At 66.1% G+C, this 13,588-nt stretch carries 13 protein-coding genes and 1 pseudogene; 10 read left to right on the forward strand and 4 right to left on the reverse strand.

Annotated features, from left to right (window positions below):
- Nucleotides 1–92 precede the first annotated feature (92 nt).
- Nucleotides 93–956 (reverse strand): aldo/keto reductase, encoded by an 864-nt coding sequence (locus LVJ94_10205; protein WXB07604.1) that lies wholly within the window; start codon nt 954–956, stop codon nt 93–95.
- A gap of 10 nt (nt 957–966) precedes the next feature.
- Nucleotides 967–1,206 (reverse strand): DUF2007 domain-containing protein, encoded by a 240-nt coding sequence (locus LVJ94_10210; protein ID WXB07605.1) that lies wholly within the window; start codon nt 1,204–1,206, stop codon nt 967–969.
- Nucleotides 1,207–1,373: 167 nt separating this feature from the next.
- On the opposite strand from LVJ94_10210, the gene LVJ94_10215 reads away from it, so the two are divergent.
- The 5 genes and pseudogenes from LVJ94_10215 (at nt 1,374) to LVJ94_10235 (ending at nt 6,689) form a co-directional block, all read left to right on the forward strand.
- Nucleotides 1,374–2,264, forward strand: coding sequence for a hypothetical protein (locus LVJ94_10215; protein WXB07606.1), 891 nt, complete (start codon nt 1,374–1,376; stop codon nt 2,262–2,264).
- A gap of 155 nt (nt 2,265–2,419) precedes the next feature.
- Entirely contained in the window at nt 2,420–4,843 is a 2,424-nt protein-coding gene (locus tag LVJ94_10220; protein ID WXB07607.1) for a DUF1343 domain-containing protein, read from the forward strand.
- Nucleotides 4,844–5,018: 175 nt separating this feature from the next.
- Nucleotides 5,019–5,312, forward strand: a pseudogene (locus LVJ94_10225) (Rrf2 family transcriptional regulator).
- A 141-nt stretch (nt 5,313–5,453) separates the two neighbouring features.
- Nucleotides 5,454–5,780, forward strand: coding sequence for a thioredoxin (gene trxA / locus LVJ94_10230; GenBank protein ID WXB10700.1), 327 nt, complete (start codon nt 5,454–5,456; stop codon nt 5,778–5,780).
- Nucleotides 5,781–5,918: 138 nt separating this feature from the next.
- The gene (locus LVJ94_10235; GenBank protein WXB07608.1) at nt 5,919–6,689 is read left to right on the forward strand and encodes a BON domain-containing protein; all 771 of its coding nucleotides are present in this window, start codon (nt 5,919–5,921) and stop codon (nt 6,687–6,689) included.
- Here LVJ94_10235 and msrA read toward each other — a convergent pair.
- Together msrA and LVJ94_10245 are read right to left on the reverse strand one after the other, a co-directional pair.
- Nucleotides 6,676–7,326, reverse strand: a complete 651-nt coding sequence (msrA, locus tag LVJ94_10240; GenBank protein WXB07609.1) for a peptide-methionine (S)-S-oxide reductase MsrA — start codon at nt 7,324–7,326, stop codon at nt 6,676–6,678. The genes LVJ94_10235 and msrA overlap by 14 nt on opposite strands.
- 23 nt (nt 7,327–7,349) lie before the next feature.
- The gene (locus LVJ94_10245; GenBank protein ID WXB07610.1) at nt 7,350–8,789 is read right to left on the reverse strand and encodes a PLP-dependent aminotransferase family protein; all 1,440 of its coding nucleotides are present in this window, start codon (nt 8,787–8,789) and stop codon (nt 7,350–7,352) included.
- A gap of 154 nt (nt 8,790–8,943) precedes the next feature.
- Here LVJ94_10245 and yedA point away from each other — a divergent pair, with 154 nt between their 5' ends.
- Genes yedA through LVJ94_10270 form a run of 5 tightly spaced genes read left to right on the forward strand, consistent with a single transcriptional unit; the run spans nt 8,944 to nt 13,584 of the window.
- Nucleotides 8,944–9,882 carry a drug/metabolite exporter YedA gene (yedA, locus tag LVJ94_10250; GenBank protein ID WXB07611.1) on the forward strand — a complete coding sequence of 313 codons (939 nt, stop codon included), beginning with the start codon at nt 8,944–8,946 and terminating at the stop codon, nt 9,880–9,882.
- A gap of 53 nt (nt 9,883–9,935) precedes the next feature.
- The gene (locus LVJ94_10255) at nt 9,936–11,144 is read left to right on the forward strand and encodes a hypothetical protein (protein WXB07612.1); all 1,209 of its coding nucleotides are present in this window, start codon (nt 9,936–9,938) and stop codon (nt 11,142–11,144) included.
- Between the two features lie 3 nt (nt 11,145–11,147).
- Entirely contained in the window at nt 11,148–11,393 is a 246-nt protein-coding gene (locus tag LVJ94_10260; GenBank protein ID WXB07613.1) for a hypothetical protein, read from the forward strand.
- A complete protein-coding gene (locus tag LVJ94_10265; GenBank protein ID WXB07614.1) occupies nt 11,390–12,730 on the forward strand; it encodes a hypothetical protein in 1,341 nt (446 codons plus the stop codon). The genes LVJ94_10260 and LVJ94_10265 overlap by 4 nt, the downstream gene beginning before the upstream one ends.
- Entirely contained in the window at nt 12,727–13,584 is an 858-nt protein-coding gene (locus LVJ94_10270; GenBank protein WXB07615.1) for a hypothetical protein, read from the forward strand. Before LVJ94_10265 ends, LVJ94_10270 begins: the two co-directional genes overlap by 4 nt.
- Nucleotides 13,585–13,588 lie beyond the last annotated feature (4 nt).

Here is a 13,588-nt window from a genome sequence, read left to right on the forward strand (position 1 = left end):
CGGGAGATGAATCAAACAAAAAATCTCCCGATCTCCCGATCTCCCTGTTCAATTCTCTCGTTTCACCGTCGCCGAGATTGCGGCGGCGTTTACTAGAACGATGCCTCGATGCGCTTCACGTCCTCGGCCGTGAGGCGCATGCCCTCGGCGGCCACGACGTCGAGGATGGCCTCGCGGCGGGTGCTGCCTGGGATGGGGAAGAAGCCGGGGTACTTGCCCAGCAGCCACGCGATCACGAGGCGGTGGGGCGATACGCCGTACGAAGCGGCGGTCTTGCCCAAGGTACCCAGCTCGGCCAGCCCTTTGGCCTTCCGCGAGCCGCCGAAGGGCGCATAGGGAAGAAACGCGATGCCGTGGTTCGCGCAGTGGGCGACGACGCCGTTGCGCTCCGACTCGCGCGACATGGGGCCGAATCGATTTTGCACGCTCACGATGGGAACGATGGCCCGCGCCTCTTCGATTTCGGCCACGTTCACGTTGGAGAGCCCCACGTGCCGGACTTTGCCCTCTTCGCGCAGGCGCGCGATCGCACCGATGCTGTCGGCAAAGGGCACCTTCGAATCGGGGGCGTGGAATTGGTAGACGTCGATGACCTGGCGACCGAGCGCGCGCAGGCTGTTTTCGCACGCTTCGCGCAAGGCCGAGGGCCGTCCATCCGTGGGCCATTCCCCGCGTGGACGGCGCAGGCCGCCCTTGGTGGCGACCAAAATGCGATCGCGGTCGCCGCGCCAGCTTGCCAGGGCGCGCGCGATGAGTCGTTCGTTGTGGCCGATGTCCGAGTCGTCGATGCAGTAGACGTCCGCGGTGTCGATCAAGGTCACGCCGGCGTCGAAGACGGCGTGAAGCGTGCGTTCTCCGTCGTCTTCACTGGGGCGGCCGGCCAGCGACAAATGCATCGCTCCGTAACCGAGTCGTGTGACGACGGGGCCGTTCGATCCAAGTTGAGCAGTTTGCATGGCTTCCTAGTTACGAGGACGAGGTCGGAGCATTCTCGGGGGTGAGGACTTCCCGCGCACGCCCTGCATCCTTTTGCTGCACCTGCAGGGTGACACCGCCGAGGTCGGGTGTGAGGAAGGGCATGAGCCCTGCCGCCATCTCATTGCCGAGGAACGCTGAAATGCCCTCGTTCTCGAGCAGTTCCTTTGCGAGCTCCGCCTCGGGGGCCGTTCGAAACGATGCTACGGTGACCAGATCTTCGGCATCCATGGTCCGCTCCTTTCGTTCGGTCGAAACCGATGCGGTATGTAGACCAACCTGCGAGATGATGGCGCCATCGCGAATGAATCGCCATCGGCTTGCGTCCAACGGTGAGACGCGTCTGCTACGATGATCGCCTTGCAGCGCGGTTTTGCTTGAATTCGGAGGGTTTTCTCATGGGTGACAATCACCGGGTTTCGGGTCTCCTTCGCGCCGTGTCGATGACCTTGGCTGCAGCAGCCACTTACCTGGCGCTTCCATCGTCGGCTCAGGCCGCCGATCTCTCGGCCTGCGGCAACATCGACGTGAGCGCGAGCTCCAACTGCGTGGTGGAGGTCCAGGGCGGATGTGTCGCCCACTGCGAGCCGGTTCGGTTCGAGGCCGCGTGCGCAGCCAAGTTGGATGTGAGCTGCCGAGGAGGCTGCTCGGGAACGGCGCAGGTGAGCTGCACGGGAAAGTGCGAGGCCGATTGCAACGCGCAGTGTGATCCCGGGACGCTCGATTGCTCCGCGAATTGCCAAGGTACGTGTGACGCCAAGTGCGATGGTTATTGCTCGAGCAACGATTCGAAGTGCAAAGCGTCCTGCAAGGCGAGCTGCAAGGGCTCCTGCGATGCCAAGTGCACCGGATCGCCTCCGTCCTGTCAGGGCAAGTGCCAGGCAAGCTGCCAAGGGAGCTGCACGGCGGAGTCGAACTTCAAGTGCAACGTCGACTGCCAGGCCAAAGGCTACGCGTCGTGCCAAGCCAACCTGAGTGGTGGCTGCAAGGCACAGTGCCAGAAGCCTGAGGGCGCGCTGTACTGCGACGGTCAATACGTCGACGTCGGCAACAACCTGGAAAACTGCGCCAAGGCGCTCGAAGAAGCGTTCGACATCAAGGTCAACGCGAGCGCGAGCGGCCGGTGCTACGGCAATACGTGCTCGGGTGAGGCCAGCGCGAGCGCGTCGTGCGCTGCGGCCCCGGGCGCAGCTGCCCCGGGCGGTGCGCCGGTTTCGGGGACGCTGCTCACCATGGGACTCGGTGCAGCGATCATCGGCATCGCGCGTCGACGTCAGCGTCGCATCTGATCGCCGAAGCGTGGGCACCGTCGCGCGAAGCGATGGTGCCCACGGCCACTTACAGGCAACGGCGGATACCACCCCAGGCGGGCATTCACCCGACGATTGATCAGAAATCGTGTGACGCTTGGCGAGTTTGAGCTCGATCAGGTCATACTGAGAATGTGAGGGACTTCGTCTTGGCGGGCCTCGTGGCCTGCGCAGGCCTGGCCGTGTGCGGTGGCGAACGTGCGCAAAGTGCACCCTCGGTAGCTCCTTCTCCGAGCTTCGTGTCGTCCAAGGAGCCGAAATCGGCGGCCGCACCCGTCGCCGCCGCGACGCTCGAGCCCATTGCCGACGCGCGGCTCGGTGCCATCGATCATGCGGTCGATCTCGCCCTCATGGAGGGGCGATTTCCCGGTTGTGTGGTCGTCGTGGGGCGGCGGGACAAAGTGCTCTTTCGCCACGCGTATGGCTTTCGTGCGTATGCGCCCGAGCCGGAGGAGATGACCCTCGATACGGTGTTCGACCTCGCGTCGCTCACCAAGCCGATGGCGACCGCGTCGAGCATCATGGTCCTCGTCGACCGCGGTCTCGTGCGCCTGGACGAGCCGGCGGCGCGGTACGTGCCCGAGTTCGGGCGCGCCGGTAAAGGAGCCATCACCGTGCGGCAGCTTCTGACCCACGTTTCGGGATTGCCGGTGGAGACGCCGCTGCGCGACTTCGAATTGGGGCGCGCCGTGGCCATGGAGCGCATCTACGATTTGGTCCCGCGCACCCCGCCGGGGCAGACCTTCGTCTATTCCGACGTGGGGTTCCTCGTCCTGGAGGAAGTCGTCAAGCGCGTGAGCGGCGAGGAGCTCTCGACCTTCGCGGCGAAAAACGTGTTCCGCCCGCTGGGCATGTCGCAAACCACCTTTCGGCCTGAGCCGGCCCTTCGTCCGCGCGCGGTCGTGACCGAACAGCGCAACGGTGAGTGGATGCGCGGTGAGGTGCACGATCCGCGGGCTTACCTCCTCGGTGGCGTGGCCGGGCACGCGGGCCTCTTCTCCACGGCGGAAGACCTCACGCGCTACGCCCAGGCCATGCTCGGCGAAGGCGAGCTCGATGGGCAGCGCGTCTGGTCACCGCGCACCGCGCAGCAGTTCATGGCCCCGCACGACGTGCCCGGTGGCATTCGCGCCCTCGGCTGGGACGTCAAAAGCTCCTATTCGGGCAGCCGCGGCGAAGGCTGGTCGCCCCGATCCATCGGGCACGGTGGGTACACGGGCACGGTGCTCTGGATCGATCCGGAGCGGGACCTCTTCGTCATCGTCTTGTCGAATCGGGTCCACCCGGAGGGAAAGGGCAATATCAACCAGCTCGCCGGCCGAATCGGCACCCTCGTAGCCCATTCCCCCCCCGCAGGGGGGGAAACCGCGGCGATCGCGAACCCCGGGAGGGGGGGAGCCGTCTCGGGAGCCGTCATGCCGGGAGCCGTCTTGCCCGGCATCGACGTCCTACGCGCCGAGCAGTTCCACCGCCTCCGCGGCGCCAAAGTTGGACTCGTGACCCATGCCGCGGGTAAGGCACGCGATGGCCGGTCCACCATCGACGTCCTCGCCGCGGCGCACGACGTGAAACTCGTCGCCCTGTTCACCCCCGAGCACGGGCTCGGCAGCGATCGCGAAGGCAAAATCGCCGATGCGCGCGACGCGAAGAGCGGCCTGCCCATCTACAGCCTGTACGGTCGCGGCGAGAACGGATTCGAGCCTTCTCCCGAAAGCCTCGCGAGCATCGACACCTTCGTCGTCGATCTGCAGGACGCGGGCGTGCGGTTCTACACGTACGCCTCGACGCTCCGGCACTTGATGCACGCCGCGGCGAAGCACCACGTGCGCGTCGTCGTCTTGGACCGGCCGAACCCGATCAATGGCATCGACGTGGCCGGCCCCGTGCTCGTGCCCGTCGCCAAAAGCTTCGTCAACGAGAGCGCTCTCCCCGTGCGCCATGGCATGACCATGGGCGAGCTCGCGCTCCTCTTCAATGCCGAAGACCACGCCGGCACCCCGCTCGAAGTCGTCCCGATGCGTGGCTGGCGCCGAGGCGACTACTTCGACAAAACGGGGCTCGCCTGGACGCCACCCTCGCCGAATCTGCGCAGCGTCACCGAAACGGTGCTCTACCCCGCCGTGGGCCTGCTCGAGGGAACGAACCTCTCCGTGGGTCGCGGCACCGAGATGCCGTTCGAGGTGATCGGCGCCCCCTGGATCGATGGCAACGCGCTCGCGAGCGCACTTCGCGCGGCCAACGTCTCCGGGGTGACCTTCGCGCCCGTGACCTTCACGCCCCGCCAAGCCGTCTACGCGGGCCAGCGATGCGGTGGCGTGCGGCTCACCGTGCAGCAGCGCGCGTCGTTCGAACCGGTGCACACGGGGCTCGCCCTCGCGCAGGCCTTGCGCGCGCTGTATCCGAAAGAGTGGCACTTCGCCGATTTGGACAAGCTGCTCGCCGACCGAAAGGTGCTCGAGGCGCTGGACGCGCGCAGACCGCTTGCGGATGTGGAGGCGATGTGGGCTGGCGAGCTGGAGGCCTTCAAGGTCAAGCGCGCCAAGTACCTCCTCTACTGAGCCTCTGCCTGGTGAGAAACGCGATTTCGCGGCCAAATCTTGGCGCGGTCGAGGCGTTGACATCTGAAACCGTGAAGATTACAGATGGTCCTCAGGCCCCAGTGGAGGGGCGTTTTGGTCCGAGGTTGCCGTCGTGTCGTCGGGAAGGTTCGCCATCGCCACACATGCTCTTGCGATGCTGTCTCAGCTGGAGGACGGTTACCCCAGCGAGCATGTCGCCCAAAGCATCAACACGCACCCGGTATTCCTTCGCCGCGTGATGAAGAGCCTCTGCACGGCCGGCCTCGTCGAGGCACGCGAAGGCTTTGGCGGAGGCTACCGCCTCGCGCGCCCCGCCTGCGAAATCGCATTGAGCGAGGTGTACCTCGCCACCGAACCGGCGGGCCCCATTCCGCCGAGTCCGAGCGAACCGAATGACGCATGCCGCATTGGCGGCGGGATGCGCGTCGCATTCGCCGAGGCGGCACGCGCCGCGAACGAATCTCTCCTCGAAGGTCTCGCCAAGCAAACCATCGCCGACATCGCCGCGCGCGCGAAACTGGAAGTGCAGAAATCAGAGAAGCGGCGTCCATCCCAATCCAAAAAATCAGTCGAATCTAGGAGATACACCATGGCATCCAGCAAAAACGTTCTCGAAGTCGGTGACGCGAACTTCGACAGCGAGGTTCTCAAAGCAGATCTTCCGGTGCTCGTCGACTTCGGCGCTGCGTGGTGCGGGCCGTGCAAAGCCCTCGCGCCCATCGTCGCCAAGATCGCCGACGAGAACGTTGGCAAGTACAAGGTCGTCGCGATCGACATCGACGACGCGCCCGCCGTCGCGCAGAAATATGGCATCCGCGGCGTTCCCACGCTCATCGTCTTCAAGGGCGGCGAGAAGAAGAACCAGCACGTGGGCCTCACGAACAAAGACGCGCTGCTCAAGCTTCTCGACGTCTGATCCGGCATGATCGCCACTCGTGTGGCGGAATGGCAGGGGTTGGGGAGCAGGGGTTAGGGGATAAAACGCCAAAACCTAACCCCGCGCGCCCGGCCCCCAACCCATCACCTGGCATGTGTGATGCGAGCCCGCCGCGTCATGAGAATGGCCAAACTCTTTCTCCTGGGGGTGGGCGTCGGGTCCGGCGTGACCTATTTCTTCGATCCCCGGCAAGGTGCGCGTCGCCGGGCGATGGTGCGCGATAAAGCCGTTCATTTCGCCGGTGCCGTGAAGACCCACGTCGACGCTGGCGCGCGCGATCTCTCGCATCGCGTGCACGGCTTGGTGAGCGCGGTTTACGGTGCGGTTCACACCTTCGCGGCGCGCGAGCACATTTCCGACGACGTCCTGCAGGCGCGCGTGCGCTCGGCGCTCGGGCACGTGTGCAGCCATCCGCACGCGATCCACGTGACCGTGGACCGCGGGGTCGTCGAGTTGACCGGGCTGGTACTCAACGAGGAGCGCGCTTCGGTGATTCGCCATGTGGCGCGGGTGCCGGCCGTCGGCATCGTCAAAGATTTGCTCGAGGCGCATGCGCACACGGAGGCGATCCCCGCGCTTCAAGGTGCGGCGCGGCCGACGAGGCCTGCGGTCATGCGGCGGTTGTCCTCGCCGGCGGGCAAGCTGGTGTTGGGCTCCGCGGGGATCCTTGCGCTGGGCGCGATGGCCCCGGCGTTGTTGCTGCCCATCGGTACCCTCCTCGGGATCGGGGTGGCCGCACACAAAGAAGAGCAAACCCGAGCACGCCGCGCGCGCACCCTCGAGCGCCGCGGCTCACGGCGCGCGCGAGGCCCGGGTTCGCCGCTGCGGGAGGACATCATGGACGCGGCGCGCGCGCGCCCGACCAACGGGCACGTCAGGCCGTCTTGAGGCCGACGGGGCACACCACGCCGGTGCCGCCCAGGCCGCAGTAGCCACCAGGGTTCTTCGCCAGGTACTGCTGGTGGTAGTCCTCGGCGTAGTAGAACTCGGGTGCGGGGCCGATTTCCGTGGTGATGGTGCCGTAGTTCGCGCGCGTAAGGTCCTTCTGGTACGCGTCGCGCGAGGCGATGGCGGCGGCCTTTTGCGCGTCGTCGAAGGTGTAGATCGCGGAGCGGTACTGCGTGCCGATGTCGCCGCCTTGGCGCATGCCCTGCGTGGGGTCGTGGTTCTCCCAGAACACCTTGAGCAGCGCCTCGTAGGAGACGACCTTGGGATCGTAAACGACGAGGACGACCTCGGTGTGCCCCGTCTGGCCTGAGCACACCTCCTTGTAGGTCGCGTTCGGCGTGATGCCTCCCGCGTAGCCCACCGCGGTGGTGAAGACGCCGCCCTCCGGTCCAAGCTGCCAGAATTTGCGCTCGGCGCCCCAGAAGCAACCGAGGCCGAAGATCGCCAGCTTGGTGCCCTCGGGAAAAGGCGGAACGAGGGTGTTGCCGTTGACGTAGTGGCTCTTGGGCACCGGCATGCGCTCGGTGCGGCCGGGAAGGGCTTGGGCGGGGGTCGGCAAGGACTTTTCATGGGCCATGGGACACGTTCCTCTCAGCGGTCTTACTTGGCGGCTTTCAGTTGGGCGTGCGCAATCTCGCCCAGCGTAGCGATGGCTTCCTCGACGTGCACGGACCAAGGAATGCCGCAGCTTATGCGAATACAGTTCGTGTAACGCTGCCGGGCCGAAAAGATAGGGCCAGGGGCGATGGCCACGCCACGGCGAAGTCCCTCCGCCTGCATGGCGAGCGCATCCACCTCGCGCGGCATCTCCACCCACAGGACGAAGCCGCCGCCCGGATCGGAGACGCAGGTGCCGCGCGGAAAGGCCAGCGCGATGGCCTCGCGGTAGCGTTGAACCTGCGGACGAAGTTTGTTGCGCACCGCGCGCAGATGGCGATCGTAGCCACCGCCGGCCAAGTACTCGGCCACGGCGAGTTGGGGAAGGGTGGGGGTGGCCACGGTTTGGGAGAACTTCATGCGCTCGATGAGCGCGCGGTAGCGGCCCGGCACCACCCAGCCGACGCGGTAGCCGGCCGCGAGTGTCTTCGACACCGAGCCACAGAGGAGGACGCGCCCATCGCGATCGAAGGCCTTGGCGGGGCGCGGGCGTGATCCGTCGAAGGCCATGTCGCCGTACACGTCGTCCTCGATGAGCGGCACGTCGTGCCGGGCGAGCAGGCGCACCAGGCGCTCCTTGGCTTCGTCCGACATGCACGTGCCCAGCGGATTGTCGAAGTTGGGAATGGCCAGACAGGCGCGCACCGGCGCCTTTTTCAGCGCGTCGCGAAGCGCATCGAGATCCATCCCGCGGCCGGGCAAGGTGGGGATCTCGATGACCCGCAGGCCGAGCTCCTCGAGCAGCTGCAGCCCGCCGAAGTACATGGGCGAGTGCACCACCACGGTGTCGCCTGGCTTGGTGAGGGCGCGGAAGCAGAGATGCATCGCCTCCGTGGCGCCCACGGTGGTGATGAAGGCATCTTCTTCGAGCGCGAGGCCCCAGGTGAGCGAGCGGCGCGCGAGCTGGTGGAGCAGGCTCGGCGGACCCGGCGGCGGTTCGTAGCCACCCCCGCGCACCGGCATTTCCCGCGCGATGGTGGCCAGGGTGCGGTTGAGCGCGCGAATGGGCAAAAGCTCCGGTGCGAGCACGGCGGAGCCCAGGGGCAGCACGCTCTTTTCGCGCAGCGAATACATGAGCGCGGCCACGCCCGTGGAAACGGAAATGCGCGCGGGCGCGACTTTGATGCGCGTGCGGCGCAGTGGCGTCGGCGATTCGTGGCGCCGGCGGACGAAATGCCCCGACTTGGGTCGCGCCTCGACGAATCCGTCCTTTTCCAGCGAAAGGTACGCCGCGAGTACGGTTCCGACGCTCACGCGCCGGTCGCGGCTGGTGCGGCGAACGGAGGGCAATCGGTCGCCGGGGCGAAGTGCGCCCTCTTCGATCAATGAAGAAATGTCGGCGGCGATGCGGCGATATAAAAGCTCGCTCCCTTGGTCATCCACGGCTCGTCAGACTAGCGCAGCGACGACCCCACGCCAGCTTAACACCGGCACAGATCATGTAGATTTGATACGGAACAGAATGCATCTGTACTGGTCGAAAGAACGGCATCTGTACCTGTGCATGCTTCGCACGCGACCCCACAATGGCCCAATCATGGCGACGAGCAAGACGGAGTTAGCGGAGGTTTTGCCACCTACATCGACCGCGTGGCGTGGAATCACGGCGCCCATCGCGGTCTGTCTCGGGCTTCTCTATTTCATTTGGGGCTCCACGTACTTGGCGATTCGCTACGTCGTCGAGGTACTTCCCGCCATGATGGCGAGCGGCGCGCGCTTTCTCGCCGCCGGCACGCTGCTTCTATTGCTCTTGGTCGTGGGTGGGCGCCATGCGCTGCCGACACGTCGCCATTGGGTCGCGTCCATTCCGGGCGGCTTGCTCCTGTTCATGATGGGCAATGGGCTCGTGGCCTTGGCGGAAAAGCACGTCTCGTCGAGCGCCGCCGTCGTTCTCATCGCCACCATGCCGCTGTTCGCCGCGCTCATCGCGGCGGCCATGGGCGAGCGCACGTCGCGCCGCCAGTGGATTGGATTGGGATTCGGCTTTTTGGGCATCCTCGTCATGGGTGTCGGCGACATGGGCGGCTCGCCGCAGTGGCTCTTGTTGTTGCTCCTTGCCGCGGCCTGTTGGGCATTGGGCACGAACCTCGCGCGCAAGTTGCCATTGCCGCCGGGCATGCTCGCCGCGGCCACCCAGATGATCGTGGGCGGCCTGGCGCAGATTCTCGCGGGCTTGGTGCTGGGCGAGCGCATGCCCGAGGCGCCGCTCTCCGAGTTGCCGCAGCAAGCGCTGCTCGCGCTGGTGTACCTGGTGATCTTCGGGTCGCTGGTCGCGTTCTCCGCGTACACGTATTTGATTCGCAATGCGCCACCGTCGGTTGCCACGAGCTACGCGTACGTGAATCCGCTGGTGGGCGTGGCCATCGGCATCGTCATCGGGCACGAGCGCGTGGGGGTCTCCACGCCCATCGCCGCCCTGCTCGTCGTGCTGGGCGTGGTGTTCATCATGACGGGCAAAAAGGCCAGCGTTACATAGTCGTTACACGAGGTGTAACAACTGGCCGCCCCGGCATGTGCAAAAGTCGCGGCATGATGCGCGGAAACATGCTGCTCGCGGGCTTGCTCGTGATGTCGGCTCGAACGGCGGCGGCGGCCGATCCACCGCTGTGCACGACGCTCTCGGATCGCCTGGTGATTTTCTCGGGCGATACGCAGGAGCCGCTCTTGAAAGCCATGGGCCGCAAGCTTCGCGACTCGGCGACGCCTATGACCGTCATTTACCAGACGGGCGGCACGTGCACGGTTCAAGAGTACATGTACGGGCACAAGAACATCCCGCAGAAGACGGTGCTCTCGTACATGCCATCGACGGCGGAGAACAAGGATTGGAAAACGAGCGATCCGCCGCTTCAATGCACCGTGCCCGATGGGATCGGGATGCCCATCGATCTCGGCATCGGTGCCACCTACCTTTCGAGCTGCGATGCGAGTCCGCCGCCGTCGGACATGCAGCTCGTCGAAGGGCCCATTCAGGGCTACGGCTTTGCGGTGCCCAAGGGGAGTTCGCAACGCGCCATCACCGCGGAAGAAGGGTATTTCGCGTTTGGTGGCTTCGGCGCTCAGGGCAATGCGCTTCCGTGGATTGACGATCAATTCTTTTACATTCGCAAAACGACGAAAAGCACATTGCTCACGCTGGCCGCAGCCTTGGGCATTCCTGCGCCCCGCATGAAGGGGACGCAATACGAGAAGTCGTCCGAGGTGCTCGCGGCGCTCACCGGTCCTGCGGCTGCGGCGGGGCCGGACAAGGCCATCGGCTTGCTCGGCACCGAGATTTACGATGCGAACCGCAGCAAAGTGACCTTGCTCGCGTTCCAGGCGGCCAAACAGCATTACGCGTATTACCCCGATTCGACGGCCACGAGCTTCGACAAGCGGAATCTGCGCGATGGGCACTATTTCCCCTGGGCGCCCACGATTTACATCGAGCCGATCAACGCCGTCGGCGGGCCGCTTTTGCCCCGGGAGAGGGTGTTCCTCGATCTGGTGATGGGCCGGACGACGTTGCCCGACGTCGACGGGCTCGCGGTGGTCATCGACAAGGGGCTCGTGCCCGAGTGCGCGATGAAGGTCACGCGCTCGACCGAGGGTGGCGACCTTTCGCTCTACGAGGATCCCGAGCCATGCGGCTGTTATTACGAGAGCAAGGTGCCCAACGGCGCGACGAGCTGTACGGCGTGCACCGGTGAAACCTGTGGAAGTGGCAAGTGCCGCCACGGCTACTGCGAGGCGAGGTAGGCCATGCGACGCATCACGTTTGCAATAGGAATGGTGTTGTCGATGCAATCGGGTTGGGGTTGCTCCAGCAGCGACTCCCCTGCGAGCCCTCCGCGTGACGCCGGGCCGAACATTCCGCCGTGCGTACAGAATCCGAAATCGCACGAGGAGATCCTCAACGCGTGCGCGGCCGACGGCGTGGAGAAGGTCGAAAAGAAGCCCGCGCTGCCCCTCCTGGGGCCGAACGGCGAACGCCCCGCGCTGCCTTGAGCGGCCGATTCGCAGTCGCGTTGGGCGTCGGTCTGAGCGTGAGCCTGGCGATGCCGTTGCTTGCGCAGGCCCAGCAGATTCCGCCGATCGATTGGAGTGCGGTGCGCATATCCGGGTATGTGCATGCGGATTGGGTGGTGTTTCGCCAATCGTCCCAAGACGAAGTGAATCCGTCGACGCGGGAGCCGCTCAACGAGGACCGCTTCGTCATTCCCTCGGCGCGCCTGCGGGCCAATGTCGATCACGGGCTGGTGACGGGCATGCTCGAGATCGATGCAAACACGCAGCGCGGGGGCCAGGTGCGGCCCATCGATGCCGAGGTGACCTTGCGCTGGCCGGCGCGCGCACCGCGCGCGGGGGAGGCGTATTTCCAGGCGACCCTGGGGCTCTTTCGGACGCCGTTCGGCTTCGACACACAGGAGGTCGCGCAGCGCCGTCCGTTTCTGGGCCGCAGCCTCTTCAGCGAAGCGCTGTTCCCTGGTGCGTACGATTTGGGCCTGGCACTGCGTGGCGGGTACCGATTCTTCAACTACTCATTGGGTATCCTGAATGGGGATCCCATTGGTGAACGTGCCTTTCCAGGGCGCGACCCCAATCAGAGCAAAGATTTGGTCTTTCGCATCGGCGTGGAGTCGAATCGGGCGTCGCATTTTCGGATCGAGGCGGGCTTCTCCGGGCTGACCGGCGCGGGCCTTCACGTGGGGACGCCGCCCACGAAAGATGTATTCGTGTGGCGCGACGTCAACGAAGACGGCACCGTGGATCCGACGGAGATTCAGGTGATCGCGGGCACGGCGGCGACGCCGTCCGAGCGCTTTTCACGGTTCGCGCTGGGGGCGGATCTGCGGGCGAGTGCGGACGTTCCGTGGCTGGGGGAGCTCTCCGTGCGCGGCGAGATCGTGCGCGCGAAGAACTTGGACCGCGGGCTTTGGACGGCCGATCCCGTGGCGGCGGGGCGCGATCTCCGCGAGGTTGGCTATTACGTGGACGTGCTGCAAGAGGTGACGCCGTACGGCATCGTGGGGGTTCGCTACGATCGGTACGATCCGGATGCCGACGCGAGCGGGCCGTCGGGCGTGCGCCTCGTCGCGCGCGACATTTCGGCGTCGACGTGGTCGGTGATGGCGGCGGTGCGCTACAAGCCGGTGGCCGTGGGCCGGAGCAAAGACGGTGCGCTCTTGGCGGCGACGGACATCGGGCTCCCACGCGTGTTCTATGCGGCGCGGTGCATCGTGCAGTACGACCATCGCACGAACGCGCTCGGGCGCGACGCCTCGGGGGCGCCGACGACCTTGGCGGACGACTCGCTCACCTTGCGCGGGGAGGTGTCGTTTTGAAGGCGCGCGCACGGCCAATCTGCGTGTGGGTGCTCGCCGCGATGGCGGCCGGTTGCGAAGGGACGCAGGCCGACGCCGGGCTCGATGCCAAGCTGCGCATCGAGGGGGCTCAGTTTTTTCGCGGTTCGATGCCCGCCGGCGAGGAGGGCGGGCCCGCCGTGGTGGCGGTGGCGCTGCGCACGAACGAAATCCGCGCGGGCGCGAAGGACAAGTCGTGCGGCGGTGCCCTCGCACGCCCAGCGACGGCGGCGGCCATCGCGCTGTCGGGCGACCTCGGCTACTGGGTGGTCCCTGCTGGGCCGCCCGCGGTGGAGACGCCGGAGCTTCCGTCGTTCGAGGCCACCCTGGCCTTCGCGCCGACCTTGGCGAGCGGGGCCTACCAGCTCGTGGTGCGCGCCGTCGATGGGGCAGGGCGGTTCGGTCTTCCGGTGGAGCGCTCGCTGTCCACGGCCGCCGCGGCCGACGACGACGCGGAGCTCGCGGTGTCGCTTCGATGGGACACCGAGGCGGATCTCGATTTGCACGTCGTGGATGCCCGCGGGGTGGAAATCTGGAAGCGGAACATCAACTCGGGCGATGGGGCGATTCTCGATTTCGACTCCAACGCTGCGTGCTTGATCGACGGCCGCCGGCGCGAGACCGTCCTCTGGAAGACGGCACCGCCCGCGGGGCATTACATCGTGCGCGTCGACACGTTTTCGCTGTGCCAGGCGCAAACCGCGCGCTTTCGCGTGGAAGCTGCCCGTCGTGGCGCCTCGCTGGGCGCGGCGGAGGGCCTGAGCACCGAGGCGGATGCGCGCTTCCCGCACGATCGCGGGGCGGGGGTGCTCGCGCTGGAATTCGACGTCCCGTGATGGC

The organism is Sorangiineae bacterium MSr11367, assembly GCA_037157805.1.
In the GTDB taxonomy this organism is placed as follows: domain Bacteria; phylum Myxococcota_A; class Polyangia; order Polyangiales; family Polyangiaceae; genus Pendulispora; species Pendulispora rubella.